The organism is Sneathiella sp., from assembly GCF_029233945.1.
Lineage (GTDB): Bacteria > Pseudomonadota > Alphaproteobacteria > Sneathiellales > Sneathiellaceae > Sneathiella.
Genome location: NZ_JARGOQ010000018.1, coordinates 1 through 15,310 on the forward strand (window position 1 = coordinate 1; position 15,310 = coordinate 15,310).

The window sequence follows — 15,310 nt, forward strand, 5'->3', positions numbered from 1 at the left end:
GGCCAGCATGGAGGCGGCCTATGACGCGCTGTCCGATGGTATGAAGGAGTTGCTGGACGGGCTGGTCGCCGTGCATTCGGCAAGCGTTGCCTTTGATCCGCGCATCACCCGCGAGAAATACGAAGGCAAACACAGCCTCAAATATAAATATTCCGAGGCTGTCGAGGTGGAAGTCGAGCATCCACTCATCCGCACCCATGAAATTTCCGGTCGCAAGGGGATTTTTGTCAATCCCATGTTCACCCTCCGGATCAAGGGCATGACGGACGCGGAAAGTGCGCCGCTGCTCAAATATCTCTATGAATTCGCGACCAAGCCGGAGTTTGTCTGTCGTTTCCGCTGGCAGCCGAAATCCGTCGCCATGTGGGATAATCGCTGCACACAGCATTATGCCATGAATGATTATGTGCAGTACCGGCGATTGATGCGCCGGGTCACCATCGGCGGCGACACCCGGCCCGTTTAAGGAGGTCGGCAATGGCGGGCAAGACAGCTCGATTTCTGGTGCTTGACGGCTACCCCAAAGATCATCGCGGCCCCCTCGCGGAGAATGGCGGGACGCTGGCAGGCGATCTCTATGCGCGGATGCTGAAGGAATGCGAGCCCGGATGTGAGGTGGATATCATCTTCCCCGCGGATGCGGACTGCGCGCTACCCACAGGGGCAGGCCTTGAGGCCTATCACGGGATCTGCTGGACGGGATCGAGCCTGACCATCCATGACGAAGCGGATGGGCGCGTGACCCGCCAGATCGAGTTCGCCAAGGCGGCGTATGAGGCGCAGGTGCCGATGTTCGGAAGCTGCTGGGCGGCGCAGATGGCCGTGACGGCGGCGGGCGGTAAATGCGCAAAAAACCCGAAGGGCCGGGAGTTTGGCCTTGCCCGCAAGATCAGCCTCAATGACGCGGGGCGCGTCCACCCGATGTATGAGGGGAAAAAGGCGGTCTTTGACGGGTTCACCAGCCATGAGGATGAAGTATCAGAACTGCCCGAGGGGGCCGTCCTGCTTGCCGGCAATGATTTCTCCCGCGTGCAGGCCGTCGATGTCACCCATAAGGGCGGCAGTTTCTGGGCCGTGCAGTATCATCCCGAATATGACTTTAACGAGGTTGCGAGCCTTTGCCGCTGGCGCCGGGAAGCGCTCACCAAGCAGGGAAATTTCGCCTCGCTCGCGGATGCGGATCAGTTTATCGACAAGATGCAGGCGCTGCATGAGGCCCCGGAGACGAGCCATCTTCGCTGGCAGTTGGGCGTGGATGATGATGTGCTGGCGACCAGCGTCAAGCAGCAGGAGGTGCGCAACTGGCTGGCGGTGAAAATCCATCCCCGGCTCAATGGCTAGGGATGCCGTGTGCCCGCATTTCAGGCGATCATGATCCGGTCGCGGCCAATTTTATCAATTATACTCTGCGGGGGCAGCTGATCGGTCAGGAGCAGGTCAATGGCGTCAAAATCGCATACTTTGACCACTCCTGGCCGATTGAATTTCGTGTGATCGGCGACTACGATCACGCTGGCGGCCTGCGGCAGGATTGCCCGCTTGAATTCCGCCTCCCCAAGATCGCAATCCAGAAACCCTTGCTCGGCGCTGATCGCCGCGATCGAGAGAATGGCCCGCTCCGTCGCAAACTGTTTCGCAAAATTGACCGCCGTCGGCCCATAGGCGGCACTATCGTCGGCGCGAATTTCCCCGCCAGCCATAAACACCTTGTTGCTGTTCCGGGCACAGAGATCGCGCGCAACCTCGGTCGAGTTGGTCACCACCGTCAAGTCCCGGCGGGCACTCAACGCTTTCGCGACATAGCAGGAGGTGCTGCCATTGTCGATCAGCAGGGTCTCGCCATCCACGATGAGGGAGGCGGCAAGCTCCGCAATTTTCTGTTTGACGGTCCGCTGCGTTTCAAGACGGCGCAGGAACGGCGCCTCCAGCGCGGTGTTGGGCAGCATCACCCCGCCATGGATTTTCTCAACCGCGCCGAATTTTGCCATTTCCTTGATGTCGCGGCGAATCGTTTCATCCGAGACCTCCAATCGCTTCGCCAGATCGATAATTCCGCAGGATCTTTCGATCTGCAGCATATTCATGATGGCGAGCTGCCGTTTGGTTTGTTTCATTTTTCCCCGCTTGCAGCCTGTATTCGACGGCTATTTTATCAATTACGTAGCATGTTTTGGGAAAAATTGAAACAGGATGTGGAAATCCACATTTTTCACATTCTCAAAACACAAATCAGCTTCTCAAAAAATCCGGGCTGTTAAAAAATCCCTGTTAGAAATTTGTGGAAAAATGTTAGAAATCTCGAACGTCAAAATTGGAGAGTGTAGATGTCGGAAAGTTTGAAAACGATCAGCCCGGTGGATGGCAGCCTCTATGTGGAACGCGCCTATACGCCTCTCTCAACCCTTGACGATATGCTGGATGCGGCCCGTGTGGCGCAAGTCGGCTGGAGCCGGCGGCCGGTATCGGAGCGGGCGGCGATTTTAGAAAAATGCGTCGATAATTTTGTCTCTAAAAAGGACATGATCGTGGAGGAACTGGCCTGGCAGATGGGTCGGCCGGTCAAGTTTGGCGCGGGCGAGGTTGGCGGCTTCGAGGAGCGCTCCCGTCATATGATTTCCATTGCCGAGGATGCCCTGAAAGATATCGAGGTTCCCGAGAAAAGCGGCTTTACCCGCTATATCAAGCGGGAGCCCGTGGGCGTTGTCTTCACCATTGCGCCCTGGAACTTTCCCTATATGACGGCGGTCAACTCCATCGTGCCGGCCTTGATGTCGGGCAATGCGGTGATCCTGAAACATGCGACGCAGACCCATCTCTGCGGGGAGCGGATGGTCGAGAGTTTCGTCGAGGCGGGCTTGCCGAAAGACCTTTTCCAGATTGTCGTCGCCAGTCATCAGATGGCGGCGTCCATCATTCAGTCCGACAAGGTGAATTATGTCTGCTTCACCGGCTCCGTTCCGGCAGGCAAGGCGATTGAAGAAGCGGCGGTCGGTCATTTCCTCGGCGTCGGGCTGGAGCTTGGCGGGAAGGATCCGGCCTATGTGCGAAGCGACGCCGATGTCGCCTATGCCGCGGAAAATCTCGTTGATGGCGCAATGTTCAATTCCGGTCAGTCCTGCTGCGGGATCGAGCGGATTTATGTGCATGCCGATGTCTATGACGATTTCGTTGCGAAATTCGTTGAGGTGGTGAAGGACTACAAGCTCGGCTCTCCCGTTGATCCGGAAACAACGCTCGGCCCGCTTGTCAATGCGGCGGCGGCGGATTTTGTGCGGGGGCAGGTCGCCGATGCGGTGAAGGCGGGGGCGAAGTCGCTCATCGACCCTGCGCTCTTCCCCGAAGATAAGCCGGGCACAGCCTATATGGCACCGGATGTGGTCGTCGATGCCGATCACAGCATGCGGATCATGACGGAGGAGAGCTTCGGCCCCGTGGTTGGTATCATGAAGGTCGCCTCGGATGAGGAGGCGATCCGGCTAATGAATGACAGCGAGTTCGGCCTGACAGCTTCCGTCTGGACCAATGACGAGGCGGCGGCCATCCGTATCGGCGATCAGGTCGAGACCGGCACCTGGTTCATGAACCGATGTGACTATCTCGATCCGGCGCTCGCCTGGACCGGGGTTAAGAATTCCGGCCGGGGCTGCACTTTGTCGTCGGTGGGCTATGAAAGCCTGACCCGTCCGAAATCCTATCATCTACGCACAAAAATCTAAGGGGACATATATGCCAACAGACGCGAGCGCCCTCAGGGGGAACTGGAACTATCCGACCGCCATGCGATTTGGTGTCGGCCGGCTCTCAGAACTGGGAGAGACCTGCAAGGAAGTCGGGATGAAGAACCCGCTTCTGGTAACCGATCCAGGGCTCGCGGCGTTGCCGATGATTGCCGAGGCGATGGAAAGCTGCAAAAAGGCAGGAGTTGGATGTGGTCTGTTTAGTGATATCAAGGCGAACCCGGTAGGCAAAAACGTTGATGACGGGGTTGCGATTTATAAGGCGGGCGGTCATGACGGTGTCATCGCTTTTGGCGGTGGGTCCGGTATCGATGCGGCGAAGGCCGTTGCGGTGATGGCGCACCAGACGGAGACCGTATTCGGCTATCTTGAGGGCGGCCGCGATTGGGAGGAGATTCCTGCGCATGAGGTGCCCCCGATTATTGCCATCCCGACCACATCAGGTACCGGGTCCGAGGTGGGCCGCGCCTCCATCATCACTGATGAAGCGAACCATGTGAAACGGATCGTTTTCAATCCGAAGATGATGCCCTCTGTCGTGATTGCCGACCCGGCGCTGACCGTGGGTCTGCCGAAAATGATTACCGCGGCAACGGGTATGGACGCGCTCTCCCATAATCTGGAGGCGTTCTGCTCCCCGCATTTTCACCCGATGGCGGAAGGCATCGCCATTGAAGGCATCCGTCTGATGAAGGAATATCTGCCGACGGCGACCTTTGAGGGGAGTGATCTTGTTGCCCGTAGCCAGATGATGATTTCCTCCTCCATGGGAGCGACCGCGTTTCAACGGGGCCTCGGCGGAATGCACGCGCTCGCCCATCCGCTGGGCGCGCTGTATGATGCACATCATGGCATGCTGAATGCGATCCTGATGCCTTATGTGCTGATCCGGAACCGGGAGGTGATTGCCGACCGGCTCGCGCGGCTTTCCGCCTATCTAGGGCTCGCTGATCCCTCGTTCGAATCATTCCTGAACTGGGTGTTGGCGATCCGTGAAGAGCTGGGCATCCCGAATGATCTCTCCGCCCTCGATATCGACACAAAGCAGTCAGATCTCGTCGGGCGCATGGCGATTGAGGATCCGTCCGCGGGCGGCAATCCGATTCCCCTCACATCCGACGACTACAGCCGTCTATTTGAGAAGGCCGTGACCGGCGATTTATCGGGTTAGTTGCCACCAATCAGAAATTTATGTGGAAATTTTGCAGGAAAATGTTGATTTTCTTGGGGGTTTGCGCGCAACTAAGGCGGTCGCAAGGCATAAAGATAAATCTGGTCGAGATGGCCAGGCAAAAAGGCGAACGTTTTGGACGGAACAATAGTTCTCATCAATCTGTTGGGCGGTGTCGCACTCCTGCTGTGGGGCTTGCGCATGGTCAGCACGGGGGTCATGCGCGCCTTCGGGCGTGAACTTGGCCTGTTCCTGAAATTCTGCCTCAAAAACCGGTTTCGGGCGTTCTTCGGCGGCCTGACCGTGACAATGATGCTGCAAAGCAGTACGGCGACAGCGCTGCTGACGGCGACCTTCGCGGGGAGAGGCTTGCTGCCTGCCACTGCGGCCATCGCCATTATCCTCGGCGCAGATGTGGGAACAACCCTCGTTGCTCAGGTGCTGAGCCTTGATCTCTCCCTCCTTGCGCCGGTCTTTCTGTTCGCCGGTTTTGTCCGCCATGCCACGGCGAATGCGACGCGGGCGAAAAATCTCGGGCGGATCATGCTGGGTCTGGGCATAATGCTCACCGCCCTGAAATTGCTGTCCCTTGCATCGGAACCGATCCGCGATTCTCCCGTCTCGCAGTTTGTGCTGAGTTCTCTTTCGGGGGAGCCGGTGCTGGTCGTGCTGATCGCGGCCATCATCACCCTGATCGCGCATTCCTCGTTGGCGACAGTTCTGTTCGCGCTGTCGCTCTCGCTGAGCGGTCATTTCCCGATCGATGTTGCCTATGCCATTGTTCTGGGGGCTAATCTTGGCGGCGCTGTCCCGCCCATCATGGCGACATTAAAAGCCGAGAGAGCGGCCCGCCGCGCACCGCTCGCCAATCTTATCTGCCGCCTGATTATCGTTATTATGATTATACCGTTCATTGGGCTGATAGAGCCGCAACTTGCCGCTTTTGAGGCTGACCCCGCGCGGCAGATCGTCAATTTGCATACCCTGATCAATCTTGCCTGTGCAGTGGTTTTCCTGCCCTTTGTCGGGCCGCTTGGCCGCCTGACGGAACGGTTGCTCCCCGATGAGATGGAGGAGGATACCAACACACCGCAGCCGCAATATCTTGACAAGGCCGCGCTTGAAAGCCCGCAGCTTGCCATGGCAAATGCGGTGCGCGAAACACTTCGAATGGGGGATGTGCTGGAGAAAATGTGCCGCTCGCTGCGCCAGACATTTGGCGGAAAGGAGCCGCATATATTCCGGCAAATCCGTGACGACAACAATGTCATCAAGGAATTCGACGGGGCAATCAAGGCCTATCTGACGCAGCTGGGCCGGGAATCGCTCGATGAGCAGGACGAAAAGCGCTGCACCGAGATTTTGAATTTCACCACCGCCATCGACCATATCAGTAATATCGTCGTGATGAATATGCTTGAGCTGGTGGAGACGGTCCATAAAAACCAGACCGCCCTCTCGGAGGAGGATTTGCGCGATGAGGTGCGCCTGCTCGATATGGTGCTCGGTAATCTGCGTATGTCCTTCAGCGTGTTGATGACGGAAAATGCGGTCACGGCCAATAACCTCATTCAACATAAGCAGACATTCCGGATGGCGGAACGGCGGGCGGTCGATGAACATTTGCGCCGCCTTCGCAGTGATCAGATGCTCGATCAGGAGGCCAGCGCCATTCACCTGAGCCTGCTCGGGGATATGCGGCGTATCAATTCGCTTCTGTCATCAATCGCTTATCTGGTTGCGGGGCAGAAGGAACAGTGACCCGTGCTAGCTTCCGATCAGGGGAAGCATTCGGTCGGGAAAATCCGTAATCACCGCATCGACCCCCCAGTCGAGCAGTTTCTTTGCTTCCTCCGGATCATTCACCGTATAGACCAGCAGGTGATATCCCGCGCCCCTGATGGCGGCGATATGATCCTTCGTCACATAATGCCGCTCGCAATGGAGGGAGGCGCAGTCATATTCCGCCATTCGCCGTTCCCAATCGGGTGGAATGGCCGAGGTAAGATAACCGAGCGGCACATCGGGCAGGGTTTTTCTGGCTTCGATCAGGCATTCCACCTGGAAGGAGGAAATAAGGAGCGGTATTTCCTCTGGCCAATGTTGTTTTAACTCCGCCGTGACATGTACCGCCGTCGGGACCTGCCAGCCGGTAGTGGGCTTGATTTCCAGATTGAGGCCAAGGCCAAGCTTTTGCACGGTATCGGTTGCCTCTTTCAGGGTCGGGATGCGCTCGCCCGTGAATTCCGGCGCGAACCAGCTCCCGGCATCAAGCGCGCGTACCTCCTCCAGAGATTTCAACAAGATCGGCCCGCTGCCGTTAGTGCAGCGACGGACATCGCTGTCATGCTGGATGACCGCCGCGTTGTCGCGGGTAAGCGTCACATCGATTTCTATGAAGGAGGTGCCAAGCGCCGCCGCCTTGCGAAGCGAGGCGAGCGTATTCTCCGGCGTATGTCCGCAGGCCCCGCGATGGCCGACGATTTTCGGCATCTGCCCAAACAGTTTTTCCGCGCTTATCATCCCGTCTCCCTTAACGACCAGTCGATCGGCGTTTGCCCGCTCTGGCGAAGATATTCATTGGCCTTTGAAAAATGACCATTGCCGATAAAGCCCCGATGCGCCGACAGCGGGGATGGGTGTGGACTCTGAAGGACGAGATGCCGCTGCCGGTCAATGAAGCCACCTTTTTTCTGTGCGTAGCTGCCCCAGAGCAGAAAGACGAGATGCTCCCGTTTTCCATTAAGGGCGGCAATGGCCGCGTCGGTAAACTGTTCCCAGCCGCGCCCCTGATGGGCGCCGGCCTTTGCCTGTTCCACGGTAAGCACGGCGTTCAAGAGCAGCACGCCCTGATCGGCCCAGCGTTCCAGATTTCCATGATTGGGAGTGGGAAGGCCAAGGTCGCGGTTCAGTTCCTGATAGATATTCCGAAGAGACGGTGGAATTCGTACCCCTGGCGGGACCGAGAAGCTGAGACCATGTGCCTGTCCGGGGCCGTGGTAGGGGTCTTGCCCGAGGATCACCAGCTTGACCTTGTCGAAGGGCGTGTGGTTGAGCGCCGCAAAAATATTTGCGCCAGCGGGATAGATAACTTTCCCCGCGGCCTTTTCCGCCACCAGAAACGCGCGTAAATCGCGCATATAGGGCTTGTCGAACTCCGGGCGTAACTGCTCGAGCCAGCTTTTTTCCAGCTTTATGTCGCTCAAACCCGTCCCTCTTATTTGCTGGGAAGGGCCCGGAACCGGACCCTTGGTTGCATCTTTTCCTGTTTTATTATGAATTCACTTCTTTGCAAAATAATTATGCCCGGATTAGCGTGTCTTCTTGCGTTTTGATCCGGTCAGCTTTTCAAGCGGGGTGGCCAGCAACCCCTTCGGCAGCAGGACAACGCTGATCATGAAGGCAATGCCGAGAATCAGGATCCAGTAGTCCCCGAAGATTTCTGAGAGCCAGCTTTCCGCCGTTCGGGTCAGGATCGCGCCAAGAAACGCCGCGAGCAGCATCTCCTTGCCGCCGATGGCCACCCAGATCAACGCCTCCGTTGAGAGGGTGAAACCGATCAGGGTGGGGGAGGCAAACCCATCCAGTGTGACGAAGATTGCCCCGGCGAGCCCGGCAATGGCCGCGCTTAGCGCGAAAACCGAGAGCCGGATCGTCAGCACGTTATAGCCAAGCGACGCCAGCCGGTCCGGATGGGTGCGGATCGCTGTCAGCCTCAGGCCATAGGCGGAACTGAGCAGCCAGGTAACAAGGAAATAAACGAGAGCGACAACGGCAAGAACGGCATAGAATGTCGGCATCCTGTCCCAAAGCTCAAAACTCGCCCCAAAGAAGTTGAGCTTGATCGGCGGAACATTGAGCAGGCCGTTATAGCCGCCGAGCGCGTACCAGTTATTCATCAGCCGTTCCAGCACCAGCGCCATGGCAAGGGTGATGATGGCAAGATAGGCGCCGCTGATGCCGCGGCCGGCAAACAGGAAATAACCAAGCGCGAGGGCAAAGAGTGCCGATCCCGCCATGGCGGCGATCAGGCCGAGATAGCTGCTGGTCAGCTCTGGCAGAATCATGCCCTTGGTCAGGACCGCCATGATATAGCCCCCGATCCCGAAGAACATCGCCTGCCCAAAACAGAGGATGCCGCCATATCCCCAGACAAGCGAGAGAGACATGGCAAGCAGGCCATAGACGAGATAGGCGGTGAGCTGTCCCGTCCAGTAACCGCCAATCGCGACCGGAGAGGCGGCGAGGACTGCAAAAACCAGAAGGGCGATCAGGTTATTTCGCACGGCGCCCTCCCATGATGCCTTCGGGTTTCAGCCGGATGATCAGGATGGCAATGATATAGACTGTGATCAGGGCGGCGACCGGCGATATCCAGACCGCAAGCAGGTTATTCACACCGCCAACGACGGCGCCGCCGACCAACACGCCCGCGAGCGGCCCGGCGCCGCCGACAAGGATGGAAAGGAACCCCGGCACCAGATAGCCAAGACCCATCTGCGGATCGACACTGATAATCGGGGCGACAAGAGCCCCGGCAAGTCCCGCAAGCGCAGTGCCGATCACGAAGCTCCACCGATACATCCGCCGGGTGTCAATCCCGAGCGAGGCGGCGGTGTTTGGGCGGGCAATCACGGCGCGGGCCAACAGGCCGAAATCGGTGCGGGTAAAGAGCCAGAATGTACCGCCGATTAGCAGGATGGATGCCGCCATCAGGATCAGCCGATAAAGCGGATAGCTGAACGCGCCTAGTTCAAGGCTGCCGTCAACGGGGAGGGCCACACTATGGGATTCCGGCCCGAAAGTGAGCACCACAAGCTGTTTCAGCGCAATGGACAGGCCCCAGGTCGCCAAAATGGTATCGAGCGGTCTGAGATAGATATGGCGGATGAGCGCCGCCTCGATCAGCAGGCCGAGAAAGCCGACAATGATCGGCGCGAGGATGATCCCGGCCAGGAAAGGGAGTCCTAAGTTTTGCGCCGCGACCATCACATAGGCGCCGATCATGAACAGCTCCCCATGCGCCATATTGATGACCCCCATCATGCCGAAGACGATCATCAGCCCGAGCGCGACCAGAACGAGGATGAGGATATATGAGCTGACATCAAGGATTATGGGGATAAGTTCACTCATCAGATTAACATCCTAAACCGAGAGATAGCGATGCAGCAGGCTGTCATCCTGGCGCAACGTCTCTATATCGCAGCGTTCCTGTATCGCCCCGTTTTCCATGAACAGCACTTCATCGGCGAGGGTGCGGACCATATCGACATTCTGTTCCACGATCAGAATACTGAGGCCGGTCTCACGCGCGATACGGCTAAGCTGAGCACCGATGTCATGGACGATACTGGGCTGTATCCCCTCCGTCGGCTCATCAAGGAGGAGCATTTTCGGCCCGCCGATCAAGGCCCGTGCGATGGCAAGGATTTGCTGTTGTCCGCCCGAGAATGTTCCGGCGCGTTGCTCGGCCCGTTCTTTCAGGATCGGAAACCAGTCATATATCTGTTCAATCGGGAGAACATTTCCGCCTTCATGACCCAAGAGGCTAAGGCGCAGATTTTCCGCGACGGTGAAATCGGCGAAAATCTCGCGGCCCTGCGGCACATATCCCATACCGATGCGGGAAATATGATGGGTCGGCAGCTTCTCGATGGCAGTTCCGTCAAACATGATCCGGCCCGATTTTACCCGGATCAGCCCCATGATGGTTTTCATCAGGGTTGTTTTCCCCATGCCGTTCCGGCCCATCAGGGCGGTCACCTTGCCGGGCGCAATCCGGCAGGAAAAATCGCGAAGGACCAGAGCTTCCCCATAGCCGGCGGCGAGGTTTTCGATTTCAAGCATCGCTCAACGCCTCTGCCTGGCCGAAATAGAGGGCCTTCACCTCTGCGTCCTTGCGAATATCGGCAAAATGTCCGGATTTCAGGATCTGCCCCTTCGACATCACATGAAGCGGACAGGCGAGATGCTCAATAAAGCCCATGTCATGCTCGATCACCAGTACGGTTATGCCCTGATCGCGGTTGATGCGGGTGATCAGGTCGGCTGTCGCGCGGGTTTCCGCCGCCGTCATGCCTGCCGTTGGCTCATCCAGCAAAATAAGGGACGGGGCCTGGGCCAGCAGGAGGCCGATCTCAAGCCATTGTTTCTGGCCATGGGCGAGTTCACCAGCGAGCATATGCTCCGCTTCGATCAGGTTAATCTGCGCGAGAATGCCGTTGATAGCCGCACGGTTCGCGGTGTTTCTGGCGGCGATAACCAGATTTTCGCGGATTGTGAGTTCCTCAAAAATGGCGGGCACCTGGAACTTGCGACCAACGCCAAGACGGGCAATTTTATGCGACGGCCAGCCTGTGATATTATGCTCTTTGAAGCAAACCTTGCCAGCATCCGGTTTCAGGACCCCGGTGATCAGATTGAAGAGCGTTGATTTCCCGCAGCCATTCGGTCCGACAAGAGCATTCAGGCTGCCTTCCTCAATCGTGAGCGTGAAATCATCGACGGCACGAAGACCGCCAAAATTTTTGCATAGCGACTTCAATTCAAGAAAAGACATGCATGCTTCGCCGATTCAGTTTATTTTATATGCATACGTACAAATTAAGAACGTGCACATACAAAGTTTAATATGTGTACGGTTGAATTTTTAGTATTTTTTCATCAAAAACCGGGCAATATGCCGATATATATCGGTAATTATTTGATTCTTTTACGGTAACTGGCATAACCATGCACAATTCAATTTAACAAACAACTGTTTTGTTATGCCGGAACTTCGGTATTTTAACGATTGCGAGGATAAAGCGATGATCGAGATTTCCAGACGAAAATTCATGGGCGCGGTGGGTGCGACTGCGGTTGCATCAACATTTGGCATGCCGGCAATTGCCGCAGGGAAGACCATCAAGATCGGCGCGGTGCAGCCTTTCTCCGGCGGTCTGGAACTGTTCGGTAATCAGGCGAAAATGGGCCTCGACCTCGCCGTTGCTGAAATCAACGCAGGCGGCGGCATCATGGGCCATCAGGTGGAAATGCTCTATGAAGATGGCAAGACGGATCCAAAAACCTCCGTTGAGAAGGCGAAAAAGCTGATCGAGCGCGATGAGGTTATGGCGATTTCCGGCCCGATCACGTCTGCCGGACGCGATGCGATGGCGGCCACGATGGAACGGGGCAAGACACCGCTTCTTTATGCAACCAACTATGAAGGTGGTATCTGCAACCGCTATCTCTTCTCCTTCAACACGGTGCCGAACCAGGATACAGCGCCACTCATTCCGTATCTGAAAGAAGAGGGGCTGGGGGACAGCTACTATATGTTCGGGGCGGATTATGTCTGGCCGCGTAACATGTTCAAGACGGCGAAGGGAATTATCGGCGGCGTCGGCGGCACGACCGTTGGCGAGGAATATACCCCCTTCGGCGTCAAGGACTTCTCCTCCATCATTCGTAAAATCGCGGATTCGGGGGCGAAAATACTGTTGTTTGCGCTGCCGGGCGCAGACGGCATCACCTTTATCAAGCAGGCGGAAGAATTCGGCCTGACCAAGAAAATGACCATTGCCTTCCTTGGCTTCGCGGAAACCTATCTCGGGGCGTTCGGTGAAGGCAAGGGCGAGGGGATGTATGCCGGGGTTCCGTTCGTGGCGAGGTCGCCTGAGCCGGGTGTGCAGGATTTTGTTGCCAAGATCCGCAAGGCAAATGGGGATGATGCGGTTGTTTCCTTCTATGTGATGACCCATTATAATTCCCTGATCGCGCTGAAGGGCGGGCTGGAGAAGGCCGGTAAGGTCGATAAGGAAGCCCTGATCGACGGGATGGCCGGACTGTCGTTTGAAATCCCGACGGGACCGGCGATGATCACCAAGGAGGATCATCACGTTGCCATGAATATGTATATCGCCCGGACGAGCAACGGCACCTTGAACATCGCGAAAAAACTTGGTGTTATCGACCCCGCGCCACAATGCGGATAAGTTAGGAGAACCCGTGACAACCCGTGACCTCACTGATGATCTGGAAGCGGCCATGCCGCTCGCCTTTACCGATTTCGATCCGTCGGTAGCCGGGCGCCGGGCCGGTCTTGTGATTGTGGATGAGGTCAACGGGTTTGCAACCGTCGGGGCCGGGGCGCTCGCGCCGCCGGAACCGAACGCGCAAGTCGCGACAATGGTATCGGAGACAGTCAGCCTTGCCCGGCATTTCACGGCGCAGGGCTGGCCGATCCTCGCTTTTCAGGATACCCATATTCCGGGTAAGCCCGAACCGCCCTATCCGCCGCATTGCGAGGCGGGTACCGGCGAAGAAGAGCTGGTGCCGGAGCTTAAATGGCTGGAAGAAGACGCGAACACCACGCTTGTCCGCAAAGACTGCATCAATGGCTTTATCGGCGCGATGCGGTCCGATGGCAGTAATGCCGTGGCCGACTGGGTGAAAGAAAACGCCATTACCGACCTTCTTGTCGTCGGCATCTGCACCGATATCTGCGTGATGGATTTTGTCCTCACCAGTTTGAGCGCGCGCAATCATGACATGATGCCGGGCCTCATGGACATTTATGTCTATGACAAGGGCTGCTCGACCTATGATCTGCCGCGCAGCGTCGCAGAAGATATCGGTTATGGCGCGACAGCGGCCCATCCGCAGGATGTAACTCACTATATGGGTCTTTATTTCATGGCGAGCCGTGGCGCGCAGCTTGTCAATGAGGTGGTACTTCCGACATAATGATCTCACCCGCTAAATAATAACAAGGGAGGGATCATGACAATCACGGCAAACGGCACTGAATTTGAAACCAGCTTTGAAGGGCCGGAGGGCGCGCCTGTCGTCACGATGAGTCATTCGCTTTGTTGCGATCTGTCCGCCTGGGATGAACTGGCCGGGGATCTGAAAAAAGATCACCGCGTGCTTCGTTATTCGCTGCGCGGCCATGGAAAGAGCGCGCCGGTGCCGGGGCCTTATGATTTCAGGATGCTGGCGGCTGATGTGGCGGCGATACAGGATGCTTACGGGGTGACGGAAAGTCATTTTGTCGGCCTGTCCATCGGCGGCATGATCGCGCAGGAATTTGCCCTTAACTATCCCGAACGGACATTGAACCTCGTGATTTCGAGCTCTCTCTGTGCGCTTCCCGATGGCGCGGCGGCGCTCTGGCCTGAACGGATCAGATTGGCGGCGGAAGAGGGGCTGGCCGCGACGGTTGATCCAACCATGTCCCGCTGGTTCGTCGAAGGCTCCCTTGGCGACCGGCCGGAACTTGATGCGCGGGTGCGCAAGATGATCGTCGAGACGTCCGTGGAGGGGTATATCGGCTGCTGCCATGCCATCGCGGGCATCGATCTCAAGGACCGCATCCCGGCGATACGGGCGAAAGCGCTCGTCATTGTCGGACGGGAGGATATGGGCACACCGCTCAGCTCGTCCGAGTTGATCCACCGGCAGATCGAAGGATCAAAGCTGGTGGTCATTGATAATGCGGCGCATCAGCTTGCCATCGACAAACCCGAAGAGTTCAACCGCCATGTCCGGACACATCTCGCGTCCGTCTAGCTTTTCTTCAGGATGGAGACATGATGGCGGATATGATCTTCCATAAATGTCTGGATGAAGTAATAGCTGTGATCGTAACCGTCATGTAGCCGGAGGGTGAGGGGCTGTCCCGCTTCCTTGCAGGCGGCCTCGAATATTTCCGGCTTTAACTGCTCGGTCAGGAACTGGTCGGCCTTGCCCTGATCGATCAGGATATGCGACGCGCGGTGACCGTTCTTCACAAGCTCGGTCGCGTCATATTCGATCCAGCTCGCCTTGTCCGTCCCGAGATATCCGGTGAAGGCCTTCTCCCCCCAGGGGCACTGCATCGGCGATGAAATCGGTGCGAAAGCGGAAACGGATTTATAGATTTCCGGATTTTTAAGCGCGATAGTGAGCGCACCATGCCCGCCCATGGAATGCCCGAAAATGCCGGTCAGGTCGACATCGGCGTTGAAATTTTCATTGATCAGGAGGCGAAGCTCGTCCCGGACATAGCTGTACATCCGGTAGCTTCCGGCCCATGGCTCCTTCACCGCATCAAGATAGAACCCCGCTCCGGTCCCGAAATCCCAGTCATCTTCCTCCCCCGGCAAACCATCCCCGCGCGGGCTGGTATCGGGCATCACGAGCATAACCCCAAGCTCCGATGCGATCCGTTGCGCGCCTGCCTTGATAGTGGCGGTTTCCTCCGTGCAGGTGAGACCCGCAAGATAATAGAGAACGGGGACTTTCATCCCGTGCGCCTGTTGCGGCTGGAAGACGGCGAAGCGCATATTTGTCCCGGTTACCGAGGACTTATGCGCATAGAACCCTTGCGTGCCGCCGAAACAGGCCTGTTCTGAAATAGTTTCCATAATCTCGC

The 15,310-nt window shown here is 57.1% G+C and carries 16 protein-coding genes; 8 read left to right on the forward strand and 8 right to left on the reverse strand.

Annotated elements, in window-relative coordinates:
- Together P1U71_RS07765 and P1U71_RS07770 are read left to right on the forward strand one after the other, a co-directional pair.
- On the forward strand, positions 1-466 hold a 466-nt coding region (locus P1U71_RS07765; protein ID WP_301105005.1), incomplete at its 5' end, for a TauD/TfdA family dioxygenase.
- 11 nt (positions 467-477) lie between these two features.
- Positions 478-1,341: a type 1 glutamine amidotransferase gene (locus P1U71_RS07770; protein WP_301105006.1), complete on the forward strand. Its 864-nt coding sequence runs from the start codon at positions 478-480 to the stop codon at positions 1,339-1,341.
- 20 nt (positions 1,342-1,361) lie between these two features.
- Here the strand turns inward: P1U71_RS07770 and P1U71_RS07775 are convergent, their stop codons facing one another.
- Positions 1,362-2,114: a DeoR/GlpR family DNA-binding transcription regulator gene (locus tag P1U71_RS07775; protein ID WP_301105007.1), complete on the reverse strand. Its 753-nt coding sequence runs from the start codon at positions 2,112-2,114 to the stop codon at positions 1,362-1,364.
- Positions 2,115-2,324: 210 nt separating this feature from the next.
- Between P1U71_RS07775 and P1U71_RS07780 the strand changes: the two genes are divergently transcribed.
- From P1U71_RS07780 to P1U71_RS07790, 3 genes are all read left to right on the forward strand, one after another.
- Positions 2,325-3,716 (forward strand): aldehyde dehydrogenase family protein, encoded by a 1,392-nt coding sequence (locus tag P1U71_RS07780; protein WP_301105008.1) that lies wholly within the window; start codon positions 2,325-2,327, stop codon positions 3,714-3,716.
- 10 nt (positions 3,717-3,726) lie between these two features.
- Positions 3,727-4,908 (forward strand): iron-containing alcohol dehydrogenase, encoded by a 1,182-nt coding sequence (locus P1U71_RS07785; protein ID WP_301105009.1) that lies wholly within the window; start codon positions 3,727-3,729, stop codon positions 4,906-4,908.
- A gap of 135 nt (positions 4,909-5,043) precedes the next feature.
- Positions 5,044-6,669 carry a Na/Pi cotransporter family protein gene (locus tag P1U71_RS07790; RefSeq protein ID WP_301105010.1) on the forward strand — a complete coding sequence of 542 codons (1,626 nt, stop codon included), beginning with the start codon at positions 5,044-5,046 and terminating at the stop codon, positions 6,667-6,669.
- Between the two features lie 6 nt (positions 6,670-6,675).
- Here P1U71_RS07790 and P1U71_RS07795 read toward each other — a convergent pair whose 3' ends face one another.
- The 6 genes from P1U71_RS07795 to P1U71_RS07820 all read right to left on the reverse strand — a co-directional run bounded on the left by P1U71_RS07795 (position 6,676) and on the right by P1U71_RS07820 (position 11,470).
- A complete protein-coding gene (locus tag P1U71_RS07795; protein WP_301105011.1) occupies positions 6,676-7,431 on the reverse strand; it encodes a glycerophosphoryl diester phosphodiesterase in 756 nt (251 codons plus the stop codon).
- Positions 7,428-8,114 (reverse strand): uracil-DNA glycosylase, encoded by a 687-nt coding sequence (gene ung / locus P1U71_RS07800; protein WP_301105012.1) that lies wholly within the window; start codon positions 8,112-8,114, stop codon positions 7,428-7,430. The genes P1U71_RS07795 and ung overlap by 4 nt, the downstream gene beginning before the upstream one ends.
- A gap of 105 nt (positions 8,115-8,219) precedes the next feature.
- Positions 8,220-9,194, reverse strand: coding sequence for a branched-chain amino acid ABC transporter permease (locus P1U71_RS07805; RefSeq protein WP_301105013.1), 975 nt, complete (start codon positions 9,192-9,194; stop codon positions 8,220-8,222).
- On the reverse strand, positions 9,184-10,044 hold the full coding sequence (locus P1U71_RS07810) for a hypothetical protein (RefSeq protein ID WP_301105014.1): 861 nt from the start codon (positions 10,042-10,044) through the stop codon (positions 9,184-9,186). Before P1U71_RS07810 ends, P1U71_RS07805 begins: the two co-directional genes overlap by 11 nt.
- Before the next feature lie 12 nt (positions 10,045-10,056).
- A complete protein-coding gene (locus P1U71_RS07815) occupies positions 10,057-10,758 on the reverse strand; it encodes an ABC transporter ATP-binding protein (RefSeq protein ID WP_301105015.1) in 702 nt (233 codons plus the stop codon).
- Positions 10,751-11,470: an ABC transporter ATP-binding protein gene (locus tag P1U71_RS07820; protein ID WP_301105016.1), complete on the reverse strand. Its 720-nt coding sequence runs from the start codon at positions 11,468-11,470 to the stop codon at positions 10,751-10,753. The genes P1U71_RS07815 and P1U71_RS07820 overlap by 8 nt, the downstream gene beginning before the upstream one ends.
- A gap of 250 nt (positions 11,471-11,720) precedes the next feature.
- Here P1U71_RS07820 and P1U71_RS07825 point away from each other — a divergent pair, with 250 nt between their 5' ends.
- Genes P1U71_RS07825 through P1U71_RS07835 form a run of 3 tightly spaced genes read left to right on the forward strand, consistent with a single transcriptional unit; the run spans position 11,721 to position 14,466 of the window.
- Complete coding sequence (locus P1U71_RS07825; protein WP_301105017.1) at positions 11,721-12,890, forward strand: substrate-binding protein; 1,170 nt, start codon at positions 11,721-11,723, stop codon at positions 12,888-12,890.
- A 13-nt stretch (positions 12,891-12,903) separates the two neighbouring features.
- Positions 12,904-13,641, forward strand: a complete 738-nt coding sequence (locus P1U71_RS07830; RefSeq protein WP_301105018.1) for an isochorismatase family protein — start codon at positions 12,904-12,906, stop codon at positions 13,639-13,641.
- 36 nt (positions 13,642-13,677) lie between these two features.
- On the forward strand, positions 13,678-14,466 hold the full coding sequence (locus tag P1U71_RS07835) for an alpha/beta fold hydrolase (protein ID WP_301105019.1): 789 nt from the start codon (positions 13,678-13,680) through the stop codon (positions 14,464-14,466).
- Here P1U71_RS07835 and fghA read toward each other — a convergent pair.
- Positions 14,463-15,305: an S-formylglutathione hydrolase gene (fghA, locus tag P1U71_RS07840; RefSeq protein ID WP_367281147.1), complete on the reverse strand. Its 843-nt coding sequence runs from the start codon at positions 15,303-15,305 to the stop codon at positions 14,463-14,465. The two genes, P1U71_RS07835 and fghA, sit on opposite strands and share 4 nt — an antisense overlap.
- Positions 15,306-15,310: the final 5 nt, after the last annotated feature.